29 protein-coding genes and 1 other annotated feature are annotated in these 20,516 nt (G+C 58.3%); of the genes, 7 read left to right on the forward strand and 22 right to left on the reverse strand.

The window, feature by feature from the left end:
• Positions 1 to 180 precede the first annotated feature (180 nt).
• From EH164_RS05310 to EH164_RS05395, 18 genes are all read right to left on the reverse strand, one after another.
• Positions 181 to 777: a tail fiber assembly protein gene (locus EH164_RS05310; protein WP_124967538.1), complete on the reverse strand. Its 597-nt coding sequence runs from the start codon at positions 775 to 777 to the stop codon at positions 181 to 183.
• The gene (locus EH164_RS05315; protein ID WP_124967539.1) at positions 777 to 1,880 is read right to left on the reverse strand and encodes a phage tail protein; all 1,104 of its coding nucleotides are present in this window, start codon (positions 1,878 to 1,880) and stop codon (positions 777 to 779) included. The genes EH164_RS05310 and EH164_RS05315 overlap by 1 nt, the downstream gene beginning before the upstream one ends.
• A 146-nt stretch (positions 1,881 to 2,026) precedes the next feature.
• The gene (locus EH164_RS05320; protein ID WP_042713141.1) at positions 2,027 to 2,638 is read right to left on the reverse strand and encodes a phage tail protein I; all 612 of its coding nucleotides are present in this window, start codon (positions 2,636 to 2,638) and stop codon (positions 2,027 to 2,029) included.
• Positions 2,631 to 3,539: a baseplate assembly protein gene (locus EH164_RS05325; protein ID WP_124967540.1), complete on the reverse strand. Its 909-nt coding sequence runs from the start codon at positions 3,537 to 3,539 to the stop codon at positions 2,631 to 2,633. The genes EH164_RS05320 and EH164_RS05325 overlap by 8 nt, the downstream gene beginning before the upstream one ends.
• Positions 3,540 to 3,543: 4 nt before the next feature.
• Positions 3,544 to 3,891 carry a GPW/gp25 family protein gene (locus EH164_RS05330; protein WP_023480652.1) on the reverse strand — a complete coding sequence of 116 codons (348 nt, stop codon included), beginning with the start codon at positions 3,889 to 3,891 and terminating at the stop codon, positions 3,544 to 3,546.
• The gene (locus EH164_RS05335; RefSeq protein ID WP_124967541.1) at positions 3,888 to 4,523 is read right to left on the reverse strand and encodes a phage baseplate assembly protein V; all 636 of its coding nucleotides are present in this window, start codon (positions 4,521 to 4,523) and stop codon (positions 3,888 to 3,890) included. Before EH164_RS05335 ends, EH164_RS05330 begins: the two co-directional genes overlap by 4 nt.
• Positions 4,524 to 4,617: 94 nt before the next feature.
• Entirely contained in the window at positions 4,618 to 5,085 is a 468-nt protein-coding gene (locus EH164_RS05340) for a phage tail protein (RefSeq protein WP_124967542.1), read from the reverse strand.
• A complete protein-coding gene (lysC, locus tag EH164_RS22690) occupies positions 5,048 to 5,293 on the reverse strand; it encodes an Rz1-like lysis system protein LysC (RefSeq protein ID WP_241175006.1) in 246 nt (81 codons plus the stop codon). The genes EH164_RS05340 and lysC overlap by 38 nt, the downstream gene beginning before the upstream one ends.
• On the reverse strand, positions 5,181 to 5,612 hold the full coding sequence (gene lysB / locus EH164_RS05350; RefSeq protein ID WP_124967543.1) for an Rz-like lysis system protein LysB: 432 nt from the start codon (positions 5,610 to 5,612) through the stop codon (positions 5,181 to 5,183). Before lysB ends, lysC begins: the two co-directional genes overlap by 113 nt.
• Positions 5,609 to 6,118 carry a lysozyme gene (locus tag EH164_RS05355; RefSeq protein ID WP_124967544.1) on the reverse strand — a complete coding sequence of 170 codons (510 nt, stop codon included), beginning with the start codon at positions 6,116 to 6,118 and terminating at the stop codon, positions 5,609 to 5,611. The genes lysB and EH164_RS05355 overlap by 4 nt, the downstream gene beginning before the upstream one ends.
• The gene (locus EH164_RS05360; protein WP_023480641.1) at positions 6,102 to 6,323 is read right to left on the reverse strand and encodes an HP1 family phage holin; all 222 of its coding nucleotides are present in this window, start codon (positions 6,321 to 6,323) and stop codon (positions 6,102 to 6,104) included. The genes EH164_RS05355 and EH164_RS05360 overlap by 17 nt, the downstream gene beginning before the upstream one ends.
• Positions 6,314 to 6,517: a tail protein X gene (locus EH164_RS05365; protein ID WP_124967545.1), complete on the reverse strand. Its 204-nt coding sequence runs from the start codon at positions 6,515 to 6,517 to the stop codon at positions 6,314 to 6,316. The genes EH164_RS05360 and EH164_RS05365 overlap by 10 nt, the downstream gene beginning before the upstream one ends.
• A 195-nt stretch (positions 6,518 to 6,712) precedes the next feature.
• Complete coding sequence (locus EH164_RS05370; protein WP_023480627.1) at positions 6,713 to 6,898, reverse strand: hypothetical protein; 186 nt, start codon at positions 6,896 to 6,898, stop codon at positions 6,713 to 6,715.
• Between the two features lie 89 nt (positions 6,899 to 6,987).
• A complete protein-coding gene (locus tag EH164_RS05375; RefSeq protein ID WP_124967546.1) occupies positions 6,988 to 9,027 on the reverse strand; it encodes a replication endonuclease in 2,040 nt (679 codons plus the stop codon).
• Positions 9,028 to 9,249 carry a TraR/DksA C4-type zinc finger protein gene (locus EH164_RS05380; RefSeq protein WP_124967547.1) on the reverse strand — a complete coding sequence of 74 codons (222 nt, stop codon included), beginning with the start codon at positions 9,247 to 9,249 and terminating at the stop codon, positions 9,028 to 9,030.
• Entirely contained in the window at positions 9,249 to 9,476 is a 228-nt protein-coding gene (locus EH164_RS05385) for a DUF2732 family protein (protein WP_124967548.1), read from the reverse strand. Before EH164_RS05385 ends, EH164_RS05380 begins: the two co-directional genes overlap by 1 nt.
• A 66-nt stretch (positions 9,477 to 9,542) precedes the next feature.
• The gene (locus EH164_RS05390) at positions 9,543 to 9,881 is read right to left on the reverse strand and encodes a DUF5347 domain-containing protein (RefSeq protein WP_124967549.1); all 339 of its coding nucleotides are present in this window, start codon (positions 9,879 to 9,881) and stop codon (positions 9,543 to 9,545) included.
• Positions 9,882 to 9,919: 38 nt separating this feature from the next.
• Positions 9,920 to 10,288, reverse strand: a complete 369-nt coding sequence (locus tag EH164_RS05395) for a hypothetical protein (RefSeq protein WP_042713132.1) — start codon at positions 10,286 to 10,288, stop codon at positions 9,920 to 9,922.
• A 115-nt stretch (positions 10,289 to 10,403) separates the two neighbouring features.
• On the opposite strand from EH164_RS05395, the gene EH164_RS05400 reads away from it, so the two are divergent.
• From EH164_RS05400 to EH164_RS05430, 7 genes are all read left to right on the forward strand, one after another.
• On the forward strand, positions 10,404 to 11,249 hold the full coding sequence (locus EH164_RS05400) for a helix-turn-helix domain-containing protein (protein WP_124967550.1): 846 nt from the start codon (positions 10,404 to 10,406) through the stop codon (positions 11,247 to 11,249).
• Positions 11,250 to 11,255: 6 nt separating this feature from the next.
• Positions 11,256 to 12,305, forward strand: coding sequence for a site-specific integrase (locus EH164_RS05405; protein WP_124967551.1), 1,050 nt, complete (start codon positions 11,256 to 11,258; stop codon positions 12,303 to 12,305).
• A 174-nt stretch (positions 12,306 to 12,479) separates the two neighbouring features.
• Positions 12,480 to 12,947, forward strand: a complete 468-nt coding sequence (locus tag EH164_RS05410) for a DUF2946 domain-containing protein (protein WP_124967552.1) — start codon at positions 12,480 to 12,482, stop codon at positions 12,945 to 12,947.
• 60 nt (positions 12,948 to 13,007) lie between these two features.
• The gene (locus EH164_RS05415) at positions 13,008 to 14,351 is read left to right on the forward strand and encodes a PepSY domain-containing protein (protein ID WP_124967553.1); all 1,344 of its coding nucleotides are present in this window, start codon (positions 13,008 to 13,010) and stop codon (positions 14,349 to 14,351) included.
• A 182-nt stretch (positions 14,352 to 14,533) separates the two neighbouring features.
• Complete coding sequence (gene aroF / locus EH164_RS05420; protein WP_023480662.1) at positions 14,534 to 15,604, forward strand: 3-deoxy-7-phosphoheptulonate synthase AroF; 1,071 nt, start codon at positions 14,534 to 14,536, stop codon at positions 15,602 to 15,604.
• A gap of 9 nt (positions 15,605 to 15,613) precedes the next feature.
• Positions 15,614 to 16,735: a bifunctional chorismate mutase/prephenate dehydrogenase gene (gene tyrA, locus EH164_RS05425; RefSeq protein WP_124967554.1), complete on the forward strand. Its 1,122-nt coding sequence runs from the start codon at positions 15,614 to 15,616 to the stop codon at positions 16,733 to 16,735.
• 68 nt (positions 16,736 to 16,803) lie between these two features.
• Positions 16,804 to 17,676 carry an SMP-30/gluconolactonase/LRE family protein gene (locus EH164_RS05430; RefSeq protein WP_124967555.1) on the forward strand — a complete coding sequence of 291 codons (873 nt, stop codon included), beginning with the start codon at positions 16,804 to 16,806 and terminating at the stop codon, positions 17,674 to 17,676.
• Here the strand turns inward: EH164_RS05430 and pheA are convergent.
• The 4 genes from pheA to bamD form a co-directional block, all read right to left on the reverse strand.
• Positions 17,673 to 18,833 carry a bifunctional chorismate mutase/prephenate dehydratase gene (gene pheA / locus EH164_RS05435; protein ID WP_124967556.1) on the reverse strand — a complete coding sequence of 387 codons (1,161 nt, stop codon included), beginning with the start codon at positions 18,831 to 18,833 and terminating at the stop codon, positions 17,673 to 17,675. The genes EH164_RS05430 and pheA overlap by 4 nt on opposite strands.
• Positions 18,834 to 18,855: 22 nt before the next feature.
• Positions 18,856 to 18,981: a sequence feature (Phe leader region), on the reverse strand.
• Complete coding sequence (gene pheL / locus EH164_RS22635; protein ID WP_200134660.1) at positions 18,930 to 18,980, reverse strand: pheA operon leader peptide PheL; 51 nt, start codon at positions 18,978 to 18,980, stop codon at positions 18,930 to 18,932. Its footprint overlaps the feature before it by 51 nt.
• A 98-nt stretch (positions 18,982 to 19,079) precedes the next feature.
• The gene (gene raiA / locus EH164_RS05440; RefSeq protein WP_023480581.1) at positions 19,080 to 19,418 is read right to left on the reverse strand and encodes a ribosome-associated translation inhibitor RaiA; all 339 of its coding nucleotides are present in this window, start codon (positions 19,416 to 19,418) and stop codon (positions 19,080 to 19,082) included.
• Positions 19,419 to 19,686: 268 nt separating this feature from the next.
• Positions 19,687 to 20,424 carry an outer membrane protein assembly factor BamD gene (gene bamD, locus EH164_RS05445; RefSeq protein WP_023480633.1) on the reverse strand — a complete coding sequence of 246 codons (738 nt, stop codon included), beginning with the start codon at positions 20,422 to 20,424 and terminating at the stop codon, positions 19,687 to 19,689.
• Positions 20,425 to 20,516 lie beyond the last annotated feature (92 nt).

The raw sequence follows: 20,516 nt of genomic DNA on the forward strand, positions 1-20,516 counted from the left end.
TTGAGTAAACGCTATTGTCGTGGGCGGTTTGGGAAAGAGGCTATCGAATGCGGTTGGCTGCCAGGCGGGACAACCCGACGGAAAAGGCCTGATGGCGACGTCGCCTTATCAGGCCTGGGGATGTTGTAGGCCGGGTAAACGCAGTGCCACCCGGCAAAACGGGCCGCAGCCCGTCATCTTTTATTGCGGCTGTTCAGGCCAGTCGATATCGGGCGCAGTCTTCGTATCGACCTTCTGCAGCGCCTGAATGTAACGCATCCAGACGATAAGCTGCGCTTTATCATCATCGCTGATGATGCCGAGTTGCAGTTCGGTCTGCCACAGGCTGATGGTATTTTTCGCCTTGTTGAGCAGACGGGCCCTGGTCTGCTCTGCCTGTGCGATTTGCGCCACATGTTGTGCGGCCTCATCCGTTACCCAGGCGCTGCCGTTCCAGACGTCATACGGCGTAGCGGGAGCAAGCGGGGTAACATCATCCGGATAGTCCCCCAGCAGCGTCAGCGTCCTTTTCTCCCCGGTGGTTTTCTCATACACGTCGCTGCCGCGGTAGTCGGGGGCATACTCCCAGCCATCCAGTGACGCGTTGCGACGTACCGCAAAACCCGGTTTCGCCGCTAAAGGCTCATCAAGCGCCGAGTTCGCCGGAATACCGACGCCTACAGCAATATACTCGACGGTGCTGCCGAGATATTCGCGGCTTCCCCCGTCAAAGTTATAGACGGTGACAGTCCCTGCCTGGCTGGCTAAGTGGTTTTCGTTCAAAATTGCAGTTGTCATTATGCGGCTCTCACGATGAAGTTAAAGGCAATGTTGCGTGGGCGGGTGCTGCCATAGCCTTCGGCAAACCCACCGGCATTCATATCAGCGGCGGCATCAGGGGTGACAAAAAATGCATTCATCACATTTGCATAATCGCTTTTCATCACAGGGTCTAACCCGAAGTCACTCTTGGCAGTGGCTACATTGTCATTGGCATGAATCGGGCTTGCCAGGTTTACCGAGCTGAGTGAGGGATCGTTGATATGAATGGTCCCTTTCTGCCAGCTTAGCAATGCACGTGCAGGATCTACACCACGCCCTGCATCCCAGCCGCGAATAAACTCCCCGCGCAGGTCCGGCAGTAAACCCGCCGGGTAAGCTGCCGCCAGGCGCGGATATTTTGTCTTATCGAACGTGGAGCCATTACAGACGAACCAGCCTGATGGCGGCTCTACCTGCGGCCAGGCGACCGGCACACCGACCGGCAGAATGTAGGCATCATTCGCCACCACATCACGCACATATTTGGTATTGGCAATTTGCTGGCCGTAATTACTCACCAGCGCGTCCGGAGCCGTCGGGATGCCGGTAAAAATCGGGCTGGCGAGTGGCGCATATTGCGGATGTGGGTTGGCGGCCTTGAGGTGATTACTCAGCAGGTCATCAGCATACTGGCGGGTAGCCAGCACTACCGACGGGTCGATTTTCAGCGTCACCGCCGCCGTTGAGGAGACGACCACCACCATCCGGATGGTCTGCGTACGTCCGCTACCCTCCTGCAACTGCGGTTTATAGGTTTCCGGGCAGTTCGCTACCGCAACCAGCACGCCAGCATCGTCATAGAGGCCAATTTCACGGATCCAGAAGCCACCTTCGGTTTCCGGAATCACCTGCTCGGCAATAATCTGGCTGCTATTTTTCGGGTCAATCGAGAGCCGGTTTAGCGGCGCGATACGCTTCTGGTTAATCAGTTGGGTCTGCGCTGGATCGGGTGTGGGCAATTGGCCATTGGCATCGCCGACGGCCATCTGCGTCAGGTTGATTTGCGTGCCCAGCGCGGCGGCGTTGGCAAGCTTCGCCGCCCCCAGGTTAGTCAAAATAGCGAAATATTTTGCGGTCATGCATACGCTCTCAGGTTGTTTGTTGAGAAGTGAACGATGGTGATATTTTCCGTTCAGCCGCAGGCAAACGCCATCAAGGGGCGTTGGTTGCGAACTCACACAACAGGGCAGGCAAAAAAAACGGGCCGTAGCCCGAAGGGGGAGGGTTAAACCGTGATAGTGAGGCTATCAATCAGGTGGATCGCCGATGCCGCATAGCTTTCGCCGCCGACCACAATCTCTTCCGGGCTGTAAGGGTAGACCGTCAGCTCTTCGCCAAGGTAGCAGGCCGCGCCAACGTAGCACTCGCCCTGGCTGCTGAGGCTGATATTCAGCTCCGTCAAATGGCGGCTTGCCGGTTTGGCATCATTAATCAGCCGCTCCAGCTCCTGGTACGTCTCCTCGGTAATGCCGTTCTCCTGAACGCCAATCACCAGCCGGAAAGTGCCGGGTTCGGCGTTATCCTGCCACCACTCGCGCAGCTCAATCAGGAAGCCAAGCGGCTCAACCACCCGGTGAATGGCGCTGCGCGTCCCTTTATGTTGATGGACGAAAAAGGAGGAGGCGATCACCTTACGTTTGGTCGCTTCTGGCCAGTTAAAATCCCAGCGGTCAACAGAGAGTGCCCAGGCGAGATAGGGCAGCAGCTCGGCCGGGCAGGTTAGCGGATCCCACAGCGTGCGCAGCGGCACCGGTACGCGTTCAATCTGCGCCGCCGCGTGTGCTGTCGCCACCTCAAGAACCGATGAGCCAACAGGCAACAGACGGTCGTCACTCATCGGTACCTCCGGTGGTGATTTTCCACGCCGTACACCAGGAGGCCTGGCTCTGATCGAGCACGATATCTTGCTGCGGTGCGTTCAACACCACCCGCTGCACGCCCTCAACATGGAGCGCGGCGTAAATAGCCGACAGGCGAATATCGCGCCCCAGTCGGCGCTGGGCGGTGATGTAGGCTTTCAGCTTCTGCTCAGCCGCCTGGCGAATCGGCTCCGATTCAGGCCCGGGATAGAGAAAAAGCGTGGCATCAATCTGGTAGGGCACAATCTTCGCGCTCTGTACCGTTACGCGATCGCCCACCGGGCGCACATCCTCTGCGTTAAGCGCTTTATCGATAATCGCCAGCAGTTCAGCGCTGGCGGTCCCGTCGCCTTCGCGGGAGAGCACAGAGATGGTGACGCAGGCGGGTGTCGGACTGACGGCAGAGATATCCGCTACGCGACCATCGGCGCTGCGGCCATGATACTCATAAGCGCCCACTGGCCCGGCCACGCTTAGCCCTTCAAAAGCCTGCTGCGCGCGCAGGCGTAAATCGGTGTCGGACTCCATTACCGCTGGCGTGGGCGGGATAGTGCTCTCATCAGCAGGGGCGATCACCAGCCGCGCGGTATTGCTGTTCGCCGCGACGGCGTCAAGATCGCTGCGGGAGGCATACGCCAGCATCACCGCGCGGGCCGCTTCGTTGACGCGCTGGCGCCAGACCACTTCGCGGTAAGCATTCTCTTCGAGAAACTTAGTCAGCGGCTCGGACTCCAGCGCCAGCGTACGGGCGATGGCCTCCTGCTGGTCGGCGGGAAAGAGTGAAACAAGGGTGGTTTTGCGCTCATCCAGGATGCGCTCATAATCCAGCGCCTCGACAACATCGGGCGCGGGCAGTTGGCTCAGATCGATAATCGGCATGGTATCAACTCACGGGAAGGGTTAAAGAGAGGGACTCGCCGGTGCTGGCAAGCTGACCGGTCAGATTGACCACCATCTTGCCGTCGAACTGACGTTCGGCCGTCACCGCGCTGAGGGTTATGCGCGGCTCCCATTGCAGCAGCGCCATATAGCAGGCCACCTGAATTTGCAGCGCCAGCGCCGGGGTCTGCGGCTGATCGAGCATATCGAACAGCAGCGAACCGTAATCGCGGCGCATCACGCGCGAGCCCACCGGCGTGCGCAGAATATCGCTGATGCTCTGGCGAATATGGTCGACGTCGGTCAGGCTGCGCCCGCTGGTGCGATCGAGGCCGAAATAACGTGCTGTCATAAAGGTGCTCCTGTGGTACCGCCGCTGTCGCCGGGGTGTTTGTGGCTATGCAGCACTTTGCCGTTGGAGGTGAGCGAGCCGCCGCTGTGCGTCACATTGCCGCTCATCGTGCCGCCTTTTTGCACCTCCAGCGTGGCGGTGATCAGCTTATTGGTGCAGACCACTTCCGGCGTATCGAGGGTGATGCGCGTCGAGGCTTTCACCAACACTTGCGGCACGCTGGCGGTAATCGACTCGGACGCGGTGATATCGGCAGTTTTAATCCCGCTCACCTTCAGGGCGCTGGTCTGCGGTTCATATTCAAACACCGCGCCATCGGGAAAAGTGACGTGCCAGGCGTCCGCCGAGGCGGAGGGTGCCGGATGATCGTTGGCATAAATCCCCGGCATAACGAAGGCGGTCTCCAGCTCGCCGCCGACGGCGAGCAATAACACCTGCTCATCGACGGAGGGCGCCCACCAGCTGCGCGAACGCCCGGCGCGGTGGGTTAACCACTGCAGCCAGTCGGTCACCATACCGCCGGTCTGCACCCGGCAGCGCCCGGCTTTCAGGTCGACCTCAGTGATAATTCCGGTGCGGATCATATTGCGAAGCTGGCGGGCCAGTTCGTGAAGCGAAAGTTGTCTGTTCATAAGCGAAATGATGCTATGCGTCCCCGGTTTTGAAAATTGAACAAGGCTGTCCGGCTTTTGGCACAACGCAGCCCGTGGCGTAGGGTGCAGGCGATCACGCCTGCCAGCGGCTCACCAGCTCGCCGTTGATATAGAGCTCTTTCGGACGGGTGACAAAGGCCGGCGGCAGCGGCTCCGGCAGCGTTTCGGCAATCAGTGCGCCGTTGACCTCTTTCACCTGGGTGCGCTCGGTCAGTTGCAGCACCATCGTCACATCCTGGGTGCCGTCGGCGTTGGTCAGCAGCGTCCAGCTAAAGCCGCCTTTCTGCCCCGCTTCGACGGAGAGAATGTCGGGCTGGTTATCGCGCAGCCAGGCCATCACCGGCACAAACAGCGTGTCGATATCGCCGCCAAAACCGGTGATCGCGACGTTAAGGCTGAACTGTTTTTCAAACGACAGGGAGCTGGCGAGCGTGGCGATATTGCTGCCTTTATCGACCCACAGGCGCAGCATCGAGGGGGTGTCGTGCAGCGCCGGGACGGCGTTAATCAGGGCGCTGCGCAGAGAGTTGGGTTTTAGCATTGATCTCATCCTGGCAATGTTTAAGGGTTTCAACTTGCAGCGCGCACTGCACCAGCGCGTGCTCAAGCTGGCGGATATCGGCGCTCAAATCGCCGTTAGTTTGCGGCGCGCTTGCCGGCATCGGACAGAGGCTGACCTGCGGGCAGCTGTTGTAAACAATGAGCGGCGGAGGGGCAGGCGGGGCGTTGGTGCACCCGGCGCACAGCATCAGGTAACTCAGTGCGATACCAGTGGCGAAAAGCCTCGTTCTCATTTAATAACCTCGCAATCGCGTTTTCTCGTTGCAGCGCCTGCGCGCTGGCGGCATCGAGTTGCTGGCGCAGCGTGACCTGCGCCTGCTGGTTCTTCGCCGCCAGTTCGGCGGTGGCGTTGAGGGCGGTTTTAAGGCGCGTCAGCGTGGCGTTCTGCTCCCGCGCCAGCTGCTGCGCATTGGCTAAAGAGGCACGCAGAGCGTGGTTTTGCTCAAATAGCCAGAGCCCGGCCAGCGTTGCCAGTAGCGCTGCCATCACCACCAGGCGGGCGCTCATTTCACCCCCTTCAGGCACCAGTCGCGCTCGCGCTGGCGGCGGTTTTCCAGCCCGCGGTTGCGCACGCCATCAACATAAACCCAGCGCGGGAGCTGATCGCAGGCCTGTTTCCACGCCTTCTGGCGCAGGTGCCAGGCAAGCGTTGAGGTGCACGCCGCGCCGCTGCCGACGTTAAAGGTGAAGCTGACTACCGCGTCATAGACCGGTTGCGGCATCGCCACCGGCACGCACTGCGCCAGGCGGCGTTCAACGTGCAGCACGTCGGCGACCAGGTTGACGGCGGCCTCTTTTTCGCTGATATCGCGCGCAGGGATAACTTTCGCCGTGTGACCAATCCCCGATGTCCAGACCCCCGCGCTGCACTGGTAGGGGCGCAGCCGGCAGCCTTCGAGATCGGTAATCAGCGCCAGCCCCGCCTGCGAGGTGCGCAGCAGATGAAAATCGGGCAGCAGCAGCGCCAGCGCCAGTACGGCCGCCGCGCTACAGCGTTTAACGGGTAAGCCCATTGACCACCTCCTGGCTCACCGCACAGGATTTGAGGAACAGATAGCTTTTACGGCGGTAATACCAGTTCACGCCGACGGTCATGGCGACGCCGAGCGCGCCGAAGTAAGCGGCAAAGTCTTGCGGCGTCATCGCGCCAAAAAAGGTCAGGGCGACGCTAATCCAGTAGGCCAGCGACGAGCTGATTCTCTCGATACTTACGCCCATAGATTTACCGTCTCCTGCATGGTCTGCACCGCGACATCGGGCAGGGTGAGGGTGGTGCCATGCGGGAGCACGACGCCCAGCTCGGCAAGACCAGGATTGGCGGCCAGCACGCGTTCGACGACGCCCGCCGTTCGCCCGTAGTAGCGCAGGCAGATCAGATCGAGGGTGTCGCCTTGTTGTGTTATCGCATTCATCGTTTTGCGTCTCTTACCATCCGGAAGGTTTTTTCCATGGTTAAGTTTCCGCAACAGAGAGGCTAAGGGCTATGGCCTGGTGCTGGCGCGTGGCTGGCACAACCACGGGGGGAAAAGCGACGCACCGGGCGAGGGAAAGGCTAACCGGTGCGTAAGAGTACGGTAAAGAGAGTGGCCGGAATGGCGGTCGGCGGGCTATTCGGCTTTGTAATAAATATCCTCATCATCGGGAGTAGTGTTCTCGCTCTCTGCCAGGTCCGCGATCAGGCTCAAGGCCAGCTTCAGGTCGGAAGGCTTGCAGTTGGCGATAAGCGACACCTCGGCAATGAATTGCACGCATGCCCATTTGTGCTGAGTCTTATTTAGTCGTTCAAAGACCATGAATTCCTCTCATGAATTCTCTTACTGTATGTTTATACAGTATCATAGGCTGGATATTTATGGGAAGCGAAGATTATTTTGTCTAATCACTATGTCGCTGATAAAAAAACAGTATTGTGAAGTGACAAATATTCTGACCATCTATCGCTTGCCAAAAAGTCATTATTCTCAATGATGTTGAGATCGGTTTTTAACCTCCCGTTTCGTTCACTGAGGATCCCTTCCCGCAGCCGGCGGGTAAGTTGCCGCCGTTCATAATTCGTTAGCGGTTTACCTGGCTCGCAGGGCGTACAGTTATTGACAGAACTCCAAGCGGGCGCAGCCGCGCCCTGAAAAACCGCCGCCGCGCGCTTCGGCACAATGGTCCACTTCTTCAGGCGCGTCAGCACCGGCGAACCGCTGCCGATTACCGTGTCATACACGCCGCGAATACGAACGGTCGGTTCGCCGTACTGGTTAAACTCCTCCTCTGCCTGATAAAGGGTGCGTACCTGCAGATCGTCACGGCGCACGAACGGGCCGCCCTGAGCATTAACATAACCGGCCCAGTCGCCGTTATCGGCGGCATCATGTACTTCGGCGAACTCAACGCTCAGCCCTTTGGCCGTGGCGCTGTCGGCCATTTTGCGTAACTCCCGGTAGACGGTGACCGGTGCGCCGCCGACAAACTGAAACTGGCGGATATGCCAGCGCGCCGCCCAGGCGGAGACCGCGCAGGCGCTCTCTTTCAGCGGTGCGTCCGTTTCGTGGTCGGTCTCATTCTCCAGCGCGTAGCCGTCGATATTCTTGGCGATATACTTCGCCACATACCCCGTCGCGCTCCCTTTTTGCGCATCGATCGCTTCAGCATGAAAGCGGGCTTTTCGCGCTTTGTCGCTGCGCAACTCCTCGCTATCTTGCTGGTGGGCAAAATCACGCAGGATCTCGCGCACCGTATCTCTGTCCTGCGGCTGCATAAACAGCAGCAGATGCCAGTGTGGGGTGCCATCGTGATGCGGCTCCGCCACACGAATACCAAAAATGCGCAGGCCATCGCGGTGCAGCCTGGCGCGAATGCGCGCCCACAGACGAGTGAAGTAACCCTGGGTTTGCGCCGGGCTGGCGCCGTTCCATTTCAGATTGCGATGCCCGGTATGAGAGGTAGCGTGAAAGGCGGCAGGGGCGGTCAGCGTGTAAAACTCACCGACGTAGCCAAGGGACTGACAGATAGTTTCGAAACCGCGGATGCGCGTCATCAGCTCGCAGCGGCGGATCGCCGGGTTGGCTATTGACCCGTCATGCTTATCAATCAGGCTGATGCGGTTTCCCTCTTCATCCTCCAGCTCCATGCTTTTGAGAAACGCGCGGTGGCGGCGCTTCTGTTCGCGCCAGGTGGTGATGCAGTCCCGGCTGGCGTAGGGCTGCGTTTTACGGCTCACCACGCCCAGCGCGATGTGCAGATGCTCGCGCCACTGAGCCGCTGCGCGGCGAAGATGGCCGCGCCACCACTGCTCGCTGAAAAGACGGATCACCGCCGGGGCGAGATCTTCCGCGCAGACGCGGTGTTGCGTCACGCGCTGCCAGTGCGGCGGGGTGACGTTAAATTGCAGGGCGATAAGCGCAGCGTGGTGATACCAGCGGTGCAGGGTTTTCAGCTCAGTCTGCTCATCGGCATCGATATCCGCCAGCTCGCCGCGGATAAAGTGGGCGATATCTTCCGCCAGGCGATCGACGCTGGCCCGGTTGCAGTCCGCTAACTGGTTATAGCGGTGAACCAGATCGACCAGCCGGCCGGCCAGCGCCTGCTGGAAAGCCGTATCGAAATGACCATTCAATACCGCTTTTGAGACGCGTGATTGCAAACAATCGATCTGGTAGCGGGCGTTAACTGCCTTCAGACGTGGCAGCGTTTGCCTGGCGAAGCGCAGCAGAAAGGCGTGCGCCCGCGCAGCGCCATGTGCCTTTTCCAGCGCTTGCTCTGTGCGGCTGATGGAGAGGCGCACACAGGCGGGTTGCAGCGCCAGGGCGTGACGCGCCTGCAGCAGCGCCGCAATATGCTGATTGCGGCGCTGCTGTTCGGCGTGGGTCAGATAGGGGCTGGCGATAGCGCTGCGCGGCGCGTTCCAGGGGTAGGCCAGGCTGACAGCCACTTATCCTCTCCTGAAGTGCTTATCTTTCAGTTCGGCGATCTGCTGGCAGCTGACGCAGCAGGTCACGCCCGGCAGCGCCATACGACGCGCCTCGGGGATCGGCATGTCGCAGCATTCGCAGGTTAAGCGGGAAGGGAGGAGTAAACGGCGGCGGGCGTGCAGGATATGCCGCTCGCGCTCCTCCATTTCGCGTTGTTGAACGCCATCCATTTCATCGGCCATCAGTGCAGCTCCAGCGCCTGGTTATCAATATGGGTCGCCTCCTGGCGCAACAGCTCAGCGGCGTCGCTCCAGTCGAGGCGCTGGGAGGCAATAAAGCTCGCCAGCGTAGCAAGGCGGGCAGAAACGGCCCCGGCGCAGCGCAGGCGTTCGTTATTGCGGGCTTCAGCCAGCAGCAGCGTGATTTCATCGCCGCTGCGGGTGGGGGAGTGAATCGCGGTCTTTCTCATGGTAACTCTCCTGATTTTGGGCAAAGGGATGCCCGACGGGTTGACGTCCTGGGTTGAAAGTTGGGGTTAAAGCGGCATGGTTAGCCGTTTCGGAAACAGGCTGACGACGACGCGAAAGTGGTTCATGGCGGCGATCAGCGCGCGCTTCTCCTCGAGGGTAAGTTGATGCGGGTCGAGCGCCTGGCGGGCAGTGGGGACGCGGGCGAGAAAGAAGATCGCCGCCAGCGCCCGCGCATTTGCCTCATACTGCTCATCGCGTCTGTCACGCATATCGTCGATAAAGCGCGCCACCTCGCTCCAGCTGTCGCCCCAGTGGCGACCGCGAAGTTCGCTGATGTGGTTTAACCCGGTAAGCCGCTCGCCGGCACTCAGCGGTGCGCTGGCGGCAGGTGAGGTGATCGCCATAGATCCTCCTGCGTGAGCGTGAACTCGCAAATGCAAAATTAACCGAATGAGGTGGCGGAGCGCCGATCGATGTAGCGGCAGTCGATCGCCTGCTGCGTTAATTTATCGCGCCAGGCTTTGACGTTTATCAGCGTGCGGCTGCGTTTACCGGCGTCGGTATGCTCGCGGGTAGGGGCTTTAAGCAGCACGCCCTCATCGAGCCACTGCCACACCAGACGCTCGCTGATGCCGCGCATTGCGGCGAAATCCTTCACCGTCATCGCATCGGACATCGCTGAGCGGATCAGGGTTTGCAGCGCCGGTAGCAGGGCGGACATCAGCTCATCCATCTGTCCATGCGAAAAGGTGCTGAATTGCATTTGAGAGCCGGATAACGGATGCGACGGCATTGATTTTGCATCTGACATATCGCATTATCTCCTGTTGTTTGAAATGTAGTGCACTGCTGTGCATTTTGGTCGATGAACAGCAATATAAATCGCAAATGCGATTGTGTAAATCACTTTTTCGATGTTGGTGTCCATGAGTGAAAACAAGATGAGTGTTCAGGATGTGGTGGATCGCATTGCAGCGTCCTACTCCGTATCCAGTCAGAAAGCGCTTGCCGAGGCGCTGGATGTGCCAGCGAACAATATCAGCAGCTGGATCCAGCGGGAAAGCGTGCCCTATAAAGCGGTGGTCAAATGCGCGCTCGATACCGGCGCGGATCTGCACTGGCTGGTAAACGGTGAGTTTGCAAATGCGAATCTGGTCGAGAAGCCGCAGGTAAAAGGCAAGGCATTGTATGAGGAGATCCTCTCGGCGGGCGGACGCCCGGTGCTGCGACGTATCCTTGATGCCTATGGCTTCCAGATGCAAAAAGATCTCGGCGATTTGCTCGATATCTCTTCAGGCACCATCAGCACCTGGGTGCGCCGCGACTTCTTCCCCGGTGATGTGGTCGTCACCTGCGCGCTGGATACCGGCGTCTCGCTGAAGTGGCTGGCAACCGGGCAGGGTGAGATGTACCCCGCACCGGCTGCTGCGCAGAACGATACTGTTATTACCATTCCAAAATTCCGCCATGAGTCTGGCGAGCTGAAAGAGGCAGGCGTCTGGACATTAGATCCTTCGCTGGCACCAGCAGCTACCGATAGCCTGCGTTTTATTGACGGGCTGCATGCCGGCTGGCTGGTGGATACCGCCGCGCAGAAGATTGGCAACGGGCGCTGGGTGATTGGCATTGATGATGCGCTGGATGTCTTTGATGTCGTACGTTTGCCCGGCGGCAAAGTGCGCCTGAGCAATAACGCGGTCGATTTTGAGTGCGGCGTAGCGGAGATCGAACCGTTCGGCGTGGTGCTCTTCACGCTGGAAAAGCATGTGTAAGCGGCAATGACGGTCAGCAAACAGAAGAGCGGAAAGTGGCTCTGCGAAGTCTATCCGCAGGGGCGCGACGGGCGGCGCATCCGCAAACAATTCGCCACCAAAGGCGAAGCGGAAGCCTTTGAAACCTGGGCGAAGCGGGAAGCGGAGGAGAAACCCTGGCTCGGCGAGAAGGCCGACCGCCGCCGCTTAAGCGAGCTGATTGCGCTGTGGTACAAGCTGCACGGTCAGTCGCTGGCGGCAAGCAAATCGCGGCTGGCGAAGCTGGAGATTGTCTGCCGCGGGCTGGGCGATCCCATCGCCGCGCAGCTGACGGCGAAAGCCTGGGCCCACTACCGCGATAAGCGCCTGAGCGGTGAGATCGACAATGGCTATACGCCGGACCCGGCAAAGTGGAAAGTGAAGCCCATCACCGTCAACCGCGAGCAGCACTACCTTAGCGCGGTGTTTAATGAACTCACCAGGCTGGGCGAGTGGTCGCTGCCTAATCCGCTGGAGAGCGTGCGGCCGTTTCGCGAAAAAGAGCGCGAGATGAGCTGGTTGACGCAGGCGCAGATCGCCGAACTGCTGGCGGCCTGTGTCCGTTTCGGCAATGTCGATTTAACGCGGGTGGTGAAAATTTGCCTCGCCACCGGCGCGCGCTGGCGGGAAGCCGAATCCCTCACCCGTACCCAGCTGGTACCCAATAAGCTTACTTTTGTTAAAACCAAAGGCGGCAGGAACCGCACCGTGCCGATCCCGCAGTGGCTGTTCGATGAGCTCGCGCCGCTTGAAGGAGCGCTGTTTCAGCCCTGTTATGCCGACTTCACCCGTATGCTGGCCACTACCTCTCTGGCCCTTGCCGAGGGGCAGAAAACCCACGTTCTGCGCCACACCTTCGCCTCGCACTTTATGATGAATGGCGGCAATATCCTTGTGCTGCAACGCATCCTTGGTCATGCCAATATTCGTGAAACCATGCGTTATGCCCACTTCGCTCCCGATCACCTCGAAGAGGCGGTGACGCTCAACCCGCTGGCGGCATTTAATGGCGGCAACGTGGCGGCAGAAGATGCATAACCCTGCATTTCACTGCACTTAACTTGCCTGGCGTGCGCGAAAAATAAGGGCGCAGGCCAGATGGCGTGAGCGGGCCTGCAAAAGCGGCTTAACTAACTTATCTGGCCCTTTTACGCCACGCCGTTTTGTCTCTTCGGGTAAAATTATTAACCTTCTGGTGATGTTTAATTTACAATGCCGCTTCGACCTGAAGGAGACGCGGTGAAGCACGTTTTTCATCTTACGAGAGCCCAACGCTCAGCCCTGTGGCTGGCGCTGTTTGCGATCCTGCTGATCCTCGTTGCCCCCCTTATTTCTACTGCCCTACAAAAAGATCCGATGAGCGCGATGCCCGGTATGCATCATGAGATGAGTATGCCAATGCCTGCGCAGAACGATCATGCACACCACGATCGTTCACACCATGCGATGTCGTCGCCAGAGAGCCCGTCGCCTGCCATGCCGCTCGATCACGCTGAAGCGTGTGGTTACTGTGTGTTGCTGGCCCATGTTCCCGGCCTGATTTTCCTGCTTGTTTTATTGCTGCTGGGACGCGTGCTGCGCGTGACCTGCCCGCCTGCCCGCACGCGCCCTCGGCTGTGGCGCTTTATCCCCTGGCTTTGGCCGGACACCCGCGCGCCGCCATCTTTACGCTTTTCCTGACCCCAAAATAGTGTTCCGCCTGCGCGGAATGGCACACCTTTGCGCTTTTTGAGGAAAAGTATGACTTCCTGCACCCCTCGTGCGGCGTGGCTTAACCTGCTGCGACGCCTCCATTTCTATATTGGTCTGTTTGTCGGCCCCTTTATCTTTATCGCCGCGTTGAGCGGCACGCTCTACGTTGCCACGCCGCAACTGGAGAGCTGGCTTTATCACGATGCGCTGTATGGCGCGGAGAGCGGCGAGCGGCAACCGCTGGCCGACCAGCTTCGCGTCGCCGAACAGGTCACGGGCGGGCATCTACGCTTGCAGGCCGTGCGGCCTGGCCTGAGCGATAGCGAGACGACGCGGGTGATGTTTGCTGACCCGCAGCTTGGCGTCTCCGAGAGCCGGGCGATTTTTGTCGATCCGGTGACGTTACAGGTGAAAGGGGATATGACCGTTTACGGCACCAGCGGTATTTTGCCGCTGCGCCAGTGGATTGATTATCTTCACCGCTCGCTGCTGCTGGGCGATACCGGCAGGCTCTACAGTGAGCTGGCGGCATCGTGGATGTGGATCGCCGCGCTCGGCGGCATTGCGCTGTGGTTTTTTACCCGGCCGAAGCGGCGCATCAATAACCGCGTGCAAAACCATCGCCGCCTGCACGTCACGCTTGGCTGGCTGCTGCTGGCCGGGATGCTGCTCTTCTCTGCTACCGGCCTGACCTGGTCGCAGTGGGCGGGCGGCAACGTCGATAAACTGCGCGCTGCATTTAACTGGATGACGCCGCAAGTTAACACGCAGCTTCAGGGCGAAGCCGCACCGGCCGATCCCCATGCCGAGCACCATATGCATCACGCAGGGATGGCGATGCCCGGCATGGCGCTCAACCCGGCACAACTTGACGCGGTGCTCGCCCGCGCACAGGCGGCCGGGATTACGGCGAAGAAAATTGAAATTCGCCCGCCGCGCGATGCGGAACATGCCTGGACGGTCACGGAGATCGATCGCCGCTGGCCGACGCAGGTAGATGCGGTCGCCATTGCGGGGAGTTCGCTGGCAGTGATCGATCATGTGCACTTCGCCGATTTCCCGTTAATGGCGAAGCTGACACGCTGGGGCGTCGATTTCCATATGGGCGTGCTGTTCGGCATCTTAAATCAGCTGGTGCTGATCGCCTTTGGCAGCGCGCTGTGCGTGATGATTATCGTCGGCTATCGTTTGTGGTGGATCCGCCGTCCGGCGGCGAGCGAGACGGTGCTCCACGCCTGGCTGCAACTCCCCGTCGTGGGCCGCTGTGTAGTGCTGGTCGTCGCCTTGTTGCTGGGGCTGGCAATGCCGGTCATGGGCGGTAGTTTACTGCTGTTTATGCTGTTTGATGTTCTGCGCTGGCAGCGGAAAAAGCAGCGCGTTAACGCAGTGTAAAACGCCTGTGGCCGCCATATGTAAAGTTATAGTTACAGTTGGCGGCCATATAAGCGCTATTAAAGTTGGTGGTGTAACGATATCTGTACGATTTGTGGATTGAAATCTTTACCTGATGTGATATGGTGTCAGCTCCCTCGCTTGAGGAAACCTATCGCACACGAGCCATACAGGATTTGATCATGCAAAAAGACGCGCTGAACAACGTACACATCACCGACGAGCAGGTTCTGATCACCCCGGAACAGCTGAAAACCGCTTTCCCGCTGACCAGCGAACAAGAGGCGCAAATCGCGCAATCCCGCCAGACCATCTCTAACATCATTGCCGGGCGCGATCCGCGCCTGCTGGTGGTCTGCGGTCCTTGTTCCATTCACGACCCGGAAGCAGCGCTCGAGTACGCCCGTCGGTTTAAAACCCTTGCCGCAGAGGTCAGCGATAGCCTCTACCTGGTGATGCGCGTCTATTTTGAAAAACCCCGTACCACTGTTGGCTGGAAAGGGCTGATTAACGATCCGCATATGGATGGCTCGTTTGATGTGGAAGCTGGCCTGAAGATTGCGCGTCGTCTGCTGGTGGAATTGGTCAGCATGGGCCTGCCGCTGGCGACCGAAGCGCTCGATCCGAACAGCCCGCAGTTCCTCGGCGATCTCTTTAGCTGGTCAGCGATTGGCGCGCGCACCACGGAGTCACAAACCCACCGTGAAATGGCCTCCGGTTTGTCGATGCCGGTCGGCTTCAAAAACGGTACCGATGGCAGCCTCGCCACCGCCATCAATGCAATGCGCGCCGCTGCGATGCCGCACCGCTTTGTCGGCATTAACCAGGCCGGCCAGGTCTGCCTGCTGCAAACCCAGGGCAACCCGGATGGTCATGTGATCCTGCGCGGCGGCAAAGCGCCGAACTACAGCCCGGCGGATGTCGCGCAGTGTGAAAAAGAGATGCAGCAGGCGGGACTGAAACCGTCGCTGATGGTAGATTGCAGCCACGGGAATTCTAATAAAGATTACCGTCGCCAGCCTGCCGTTGCCGAATCCGTTGTCGCGCAGATCAAAGATGGCAACCGTTCGATTACCGGCCTGATGATTGAGAGCAACATTCACGAAGGCAATCAATCATCCGAGCAGCCGCGCTGTGATATGAAGTACGGTGTTTCTGTTACCGATGCCTGCATTAGCTGGGAGGCGACCGAAGCGCTGCTGCGTGAAATCGACAGCGATCTGCGCAATAGCCTGGCGGCGCGTTTTGCATAAGAGGGTGTTATGGTTGCTGAACTGACCGCGCTGCGCGATCAAATTGATGAAGTGGATAAGGCGCTGCTGGATCTGCTGGCGCGCCGGCTGGAACTGGTGGCGCAGGTGGGCGAAGTCAAAAGCCACTACGGGCTGCCGATTTATGTTCCCGAGCGTGAGGCTTCAATGCTGGCCTCGCGGCGTAAAGAGGCCGAGGCGCTGGGCGTACCGCCCGATCTGATTGAGGATGTGCTGCGCCGCGTGATGCGCGAATCCTACTCCAGCGAAAACGACAAAGGGTTTAAAACGCTCTGTCCTGAGCTGCGTCCGGTGGTCATCGTTGGCGGCGGCGGCCAGATGGGGAAACTGTTCAGCAAGATGTTGACACTCTCTGGCTACCAGGTGCGTACGCTGGAGAAAGAGGATTGGGCGCAGGCAGAGACGCTGCTGGCGGATGCGGGCATGGTGATTGTCAGCGTACCGATCCACGTCACCGAAGCGGTGATTGCGAAGCTGCCACCGCTGCCGGAGGATTGCATTCTGGTCGATCTGGCGTCGGTGAAAAGCGGCCCGTTACAAGCGATGTTGTCGGCGCATAATGGCCCGGTGCTTGGTCTGCACCCGATGTTTGGCCCGGACAGCGGTAGCCTCGCCAAGCAGGTGGTGGTGTGGTGTGATGGTCGTAAACCGGAAGCGTATCAGTGGTTCCTGGAACAGATTCAGGTTTGGGGCGCGCGGCTGCACCGCATCAGCGCCGTCGAGCACGATCAGAACATGGCCTTTATCCAGGCGCTGCGCCACTTTGCGACCTTCGCCTATGGCCTGCACCTGGCGGAAGAGAATGTGCAGCTTGAACAATTGCTGTCGCTCTCATCGCCGATTTATCGCCTTGAGCTGGCGATGGTGGGGCGGCTGTTCGCCCAGGATCCGCAGCTCTATGCCGACATTATTATGTCCTCGCCCGATAACCTGGCGCTGATCAAGCGTTACTATCAGCGCTTCGGCGAAGCGATTGGCCTGCTGGAGCAGGGCGATAAGCAAGCGTTTATCGACAGCTTCCGCAAAGTTGAACACTGGTTTGGCGATTATGCCCAGCGTTTCCAGAGCGAGAGCCGTACCCTGTTACGCCAGGCCAACGACAGCCGGGCGTAACTTCAAAAGCCGTTTATACTGAAAAGCCAGTGGTCACCCGCTGGCTTTTTTTATTTAAGGGATGCGCAATGGCTGAGTTGCAGAGACTGTTTGATTACACCGGACATTTACCTGAGTGTCCGACCTGGAGCGAAGCCGAACAGGCGCTCTACTGGGCTGATATTCTCGAAGGTGAAATCCACCGTTACAGGCTGGAAACGGACGAGCATACGGTGCTCTCGTTCCCGGAAGAGGTGGGCTGCTTCGCGCTGCGTGAGAAGGGCGGTTTTATCGTCGCCATGCGGCAGGCCATCTGGCTGACGGACGAACGCGGGCTGCTGCGACAGAAAGTGTGCGATAACCCATCAAATCCGCAGCTGGCGCGTTTTAACGATGGCGGCACCGATCACCATGGGCGCTTTTATGCTGGCACCTTCTGGGCACCGGGCGATTACAACGGCGCGCTGCTGCTGCGCGTGGATAACAATCTGACGCCGAAAGTGGTGCAGTGCGATATTCACGGCGCAAACGGCCTGGCTTTCAGCCATGACAAACAGTGGATGTTCACCTCTGACACGCCGCACGGCGTGATTTACCGTACGCCACTGGATGAGCAGGGCGAGCCAGGGCGGCGCGAGCTTTTTCGTCGCTTTAACCCGGGAGAAGGGATCCCGGACGGCGCGGCGATGGATGTCGAAGGGTGCTACTGGAGCGCGATGTATGACGGCTGGCGAATTGCGCGTTTCTCACCGCAGGGCGAACAGCTGGAAGAGTACCGTTTGCCGGTGCGCTGCCCGACGATGGTTTGCTTTGGCGGGGCGGATATGAAAACCCTGTTTATCACCACCACCCGCGAAAATATGGATGAGCAAGAGATTGCCGATTATCCGCTTTCGGGGGCAATCTTCACCCTGCCTGTGTCGGTGGCAGGGATGAAGAAAGCGCTCTTTATCGAGCGTTAAACCGGATCGACCGGCACCACGTTTTCGCTGGGGTAGCAGCCCAGTACTTTCAGCGAGCGGGTGATATTGCCCAGCTCGCGCAGCGCTTTTTGCATCGCGCTGGCGTGCAGGTTGGCCTGAATATCCAGATAGAACATCTCTTCCCACGGATTACCGTGGATCGGGCGCGACTCCAGCTTGGTCATGATCAGGTTGTGGTTGCGCAGCACCAGCAGCGCTTCTACCAGTGCACCCGCCTGTTGCCCGGTCGCCATCAGCAGCGTGGTTTTCGCCGGTACCTGCTCAGAGACATCAATCGCTTTACGCGCCAGCACCACAAACCGGGTGATATTCTGCGTCTGGTTCGCCAGGTTGCGTTCCAGCACCTGTAAACCATACAGCGCGCCACCCGGTTCATTGCCCAGCGCCGCGACGTGCGGTGAGTTCAATTGCGCGACTTTTTCCATCGCCGCCGAGGTGCTTTCACAATACTCAATCTTCCAGTGCGGATAGCGGTTAAGGAACTGGCTGCACTGCTGGAACGGCTGCGGATGGCTGTAAACCGTCTGGATCTGCTCAAGAGTGGTCGTGCCCGACACCAGCACGCAGTGATCGATCGGCACAGTCAGCTCGCCGACAATCGACAGGCTGGTGTGCTGCAACAGATCATAGACATCGTTAATCGCGCCAGAGCTGGTGTTCTCCAGCGGCACAACGGCGTAATCCGCCTGGCCGGTTTCGACCTGATTAAAAATATCCTGAAAACGCGCGCAGCCGCTCTCGATAAACTGATCGAAATGACGCGCGGCATACTGGCGCGCCGCAAGATGCGAATAGGAGCCTTTTGGGCCAAGAAACGCGATACGCGCAGAGCGTGGGTTGATGTTGTTGAGGTGGTGCTGGAGCAGAGCTTGCTGAGTGAGAACAGAGTCTTCAATGATGAGCTGAAACAGGCGGGTAATGTAATGGGCATCTAAATGATGCGTTTTGCCAAGCTCGATTAAATGTTCCAGCAGGGCCCGCTCTCTGTCGATATCGCGTACCGGGCGATGGGAGGCGAGTTTCGCTTTGCCAACTTCAACGGAAAGCTGGCGGCGCTCGGCCAGCAGCGTCAGCAACTGCTCGTCGAGCGCGCTGATCTTCACGCGTAAATCCAGTAAGGGGTTTTCAGCCGTCATGTTGTTGCCTTTCATTGTTATCAATAAAAAAGCCTCCCGGTTTGGGAGGCTTTATTGTTCGTCTTCGCACTTTTTCTCACAAAACGAATCGCCTCCCTAACTGGGGAAGGTAAAAAAGAGTGCGAAGAGGAACGGGGTGGTTTTCATCATTTTTCCTGTTGAGCGAGGAAGTTAAAGTAACTGCTCTCTTTTCGCTCTGTCAATAAAAAACGCGCCCGCAGGCGCGTTGGAAACTCAATGTAGAGACTACTCTTCTTCTTCTTCAACGAAGTTGGCATCTTTCACCGATGTTGCGGCGCGACGCGCTTCGCCTTTGTGCTGCACTTTATTGAGCTGCCGTTCCAGCTTGTTGATCAAATCGTTGATGGCGATATACATATCATCGTGTTTAGCGCTGGCGACAAGCTGCCCGTTAGGCGTGTTGATGGTCGCATCGGCGGTAAAACCCTGTGGCTCTTTAGAGAGGACGATATGGGGATTAATCAGCTGAGTTTGCCATTTATCCAGTTTGGCGAGACGGTCGGTGACATGCTGGCGGATTGCCGGAGTAATTTCCATTTGTTTACTGGTAATGTTCATTGTCATACATCTTACCTCTCTGTCTTTCCGTCTAAGTCATTTCAGCATAGCGCGCCTAATGTCAAAATGTGTGATTAAAATCACGTAATTTTGTCACTTTTTGTCAAAGACGAGAGGATTGTGAGGCAGGGCAGGAAGAGGGGAAATTTAGCTTGTCCGATGCGAAGTTAGCAGTCATAGTTGATAGGTTGCATCGGCGCGAAAGCGCGTCAGCGATGCATTCAACGGATAAAAAAACGGCAGCCCGCGGGCTGCCGTTTTGCTTTTACAGGCGTTATGCGTTGCTGTTATTGGCGGCGATAATTTTCGCCACTTTGTCAGCCTGCGCATTGAGCTGCAGCTCGCGGTAAGCGTGCTCCATCAATGGCAGCGCATCGCGCGTTGCTTTGGTATCCGGGAAATCACGCAGCATGCCTTCCACGCGATTGGTCACCGCAACCCACGCACCGCGATCGGTGTAGTACTGCGCGACGGAGTATTCATACTTCGCCAGACGATCTTTCAGGTAGACCAGACGCTTGTTGGCATCCGTCGCATACTGACTTTGCGGGTAACCGCGCACCAGCCGTGAGAAGTCATTGAACGCATCACGCGCATGAGCCGGATCGCGATCGCTACGGTCAACGCCAAAGAAGCCCTGCAGCGCGCTGTCATCAAGCGCCATGTTGGTCAACCCGCGCATATACATCACGTAGTCGATGTTCGGATGCGTTGGGTTAAGACGAATAAAGCGATCGATGGCGGCCTGCGCCAGCGGCAGATCGGCGTTTTTGTAGTAGGCGTAGATAAGATCTAACTGCACTTGCTGGGAGTAAGGACCAAACGGATAACGATTATCCAGAGCTTCCAGTTGCGTTATTGCCGCCTTCCAGTTACCGTCTTGCAGCTTTTGCTGGGCGGTCGCGTAGATTTCGTTTGGTGGATTATCAGGTACCTCTTCCTTAGAACCGGAGCAACCTGCCAAAGCCAGACTTAACGTGGCGGCTGCCACCAGATATTTCAAGCGCGTCATAACGTTTAGACTTTCCTCAGAATGTTCATGCGGGAGATTCTTTACTCCTGCTCCCGACTAAGACCAGCTACAATAGCACACTATATTAAACG

Origin of the sequence: Kosakonia sp. CCTCC M2018092 (assembly GCF_003864115.1) — a bacterium.
Taxonomy (GTDB): domain Bacteria; phylum Pseudomonadota; class Gammaproteobacteria; order Enterobacterales; family Enterobacteriaceae; genus Kosakonia; species Kosakonia cowanii.

What these genes read in the sequence shown, in the direction of transcription:
- lysB (WP_124967543.1), bottom strand. Translation starts at nt 5,612, where the DNA reads ATGAGCGCCCGCCTGGTGGTGATGGCAGCGCTACTGGCAACGCTGGCC.
- bamD (WP_023480633.1), bottom strand. Translation starts at nt 20,424, where the DNA reads ATGACGCGCTTGAAATATCTGGTGGCAGCCGCCACGTTAAGTCTGGCT.
- EH164_RS05340 (WP_124967542.1), bottom strand. Translation starts at nt 5,085, where the DNA reads ATGCTAAAACCCAACTCTCTGCGCAGCGCCCTGATTAACGCCGTCCCG.
- EH164_RS05395 (WP_042713132.1), bottom strand. Translation starts at nt 10,288, where the DNA reads ATGTCAGATGCAAAATCAATGCCGTCGCATCCGTTATCCGGCTCTCAA.
- EH164_RS05320 (WP_042713141.1), bottom strand. Translation starts at nt 2,638, where the DNA reads ATGAGTGACGACCGTCTGTTGCCTGTTGGCTCATCGGTTCTTGAGGTG.
- EH164_RS05380 (WP_124967547.1), bottom strand. Translation starts at nt 9,249, where the DNA reads ATGGCCGATGAAATGGATGGCGTTCAACAACGCGAAATGGAGGAGCGC.
- EH164_RS05385 (WP_124967548.1), bottom strand. Translation starts at nt 9,476, where the DNA reads ATGAGAAAGACCGCGATTCACTCCCCCACCCGCAGCGGCGATGAAATC.
- aroF (WP_023480662.1), top strand. Translation starts at nt 14,534, where the DNA reads ATGCAAAAAGACGCGCTGAACAACGTACACATCACCGACGAGCAGGTT.
- EH164_RS05310 (WP_124967538.1), bottom strand. Translation starts at nt 777, where the DNA reads ATGACAACTGCAATTTTGAACGAAAACCACTTAGCCAGCCAGGCAGGG.
- EH164_RS05415 (WP_124967553.1), top strand. Translation starts at nt 13,008, where the DNA reads ATGACTTCCTGCACCCCTCGTGCGGCGTGGCTTAACCTGCTGCGACGC.
- EH164_RS05360 (WP_023480641.1), bottom strand. Translation starts at nt 6,323, where the DNA reads ATGGGCGTAAGTATCGAGAGAATCAGCTCGTCGCTGGCCTACTGGATT.
- EH164_RS05370 (WP_023480627.1), bottom strand. Translation starts at nt 6,898, where the DNA reads ATGGTCTTTGAACGACTAAATAAGACTCAGCACAAATGGGCATGCGTG.
- EH164_RS05365 (WP_124967545.1), bottom strand. Translation starts at nt 6,517, where the DNA reads ATGAATGCGATAACACAACAAGGCGACACCCTCGATCTGATCTGCCTG.
- EH164_RS05325 (WP_124967540.1), bottom strand. Translation starts at nt 3,539, where the DNA reads ATGCCGATTATCGATCTGAGCCAACTGCCCGCGCCCGATGTTGTCGAG.
- EH164_RS05335 (WP_124967541.1), bottom strand. Translation starts at nt 4,523, where the DNA reads ATGAACAGACAACTTTCGCTTCACGAACTGGCCCGCCAGCTTCGCAAT.
- EH164_RS05355 (WP_124967544.1), bottom strand. Translation starts at nt 6,118, where the DNA reads ATGGGCTTACCCGTTAAACGCTGTAGCGCGGCGGCCGTACTGGCGCTG.
- EH164_RS05400 (WP_124967550.1), top strand. Translation starts at nt 10,404, where the DNA reads ATGAGTGAAAACAAGATGAGTGTTCAGGATGTGGTGGATCGCATTGCA.
- EH164_RS05430 (WP_124967555.1), top strand. Translation starts at nt 16,804, where the DNA reads ATGGCTGAGTTGCAGAGACTGTTTGATTACACCGGACATTTACCTGAG.
- raiA (WP_023480581.1), bottom strand. Translation starts at nt 19,418, where the DNA reads ATGACAATGAACATTACCAGTAAACAAATGGAAATTACTCCGGCAATC.
- EH164_RS05390 (WP_124967549.1), bottom strand. Translation starts at nt 9,881, where the DNA reads ATGGCGATCACCTCACCTGCCGCCAGCGCACCGCTGAGTGCCGGCGAG.
- EH164_RS05330 (WP_023480652.1), bottom strand. Translation starts at nt 3,891, where the DNA reads ATGACAGCACGTTATTTCGGCCTCGATCGCACCAGCGGGCGCAGCCTG.
- EH164_RS05405 (WP_124967551.1), top strand. Translation starts at nt 11,256, where the DNA reads ATGACGGTCAGCAAACAGAAGAGCGGAAAGTGGCTCTGCGAAGTCTAT.
- EH164_RS05315 (WP_124967539.1), bottom strand. Translation starts at nt 1,880, where the DNA reads ATGACCGCAAAATATTTCGCTATTTTGACTAACCTGGGGGCGGCGAAG.
- pheA (WP_124967556.1), bottom strand. Translation starts at nt 18,833, where the DNA reads ATGACGGCTGAAAACCCCTTACTGGATTTACGCGTGAAGATCAGCGCG.
- tyrA (WP_124967554.1), top strand. Translation starts at nt 15,614, where the DNA reads ATGGTTGCTGAACTGACCGCGCTGCGCGATCAAATTGATGAAGTGGAT.
- lysC (WP_241175006.1), bottom strand. Translation starts at nt 5,293, where the DNA reads ATGCTGTGCGCCGGGTGCACCAACGCCCCGCCTGCCCCTCCGCCGCTC.
- EH164_RS05410 (WP_124967552.1), top strand. Translation starts at nt 12,480, where the DNA reads ATGCCGCTTCGACCTGAAGGAGACGCGGTGAAGCACGTTTTTCATCTT.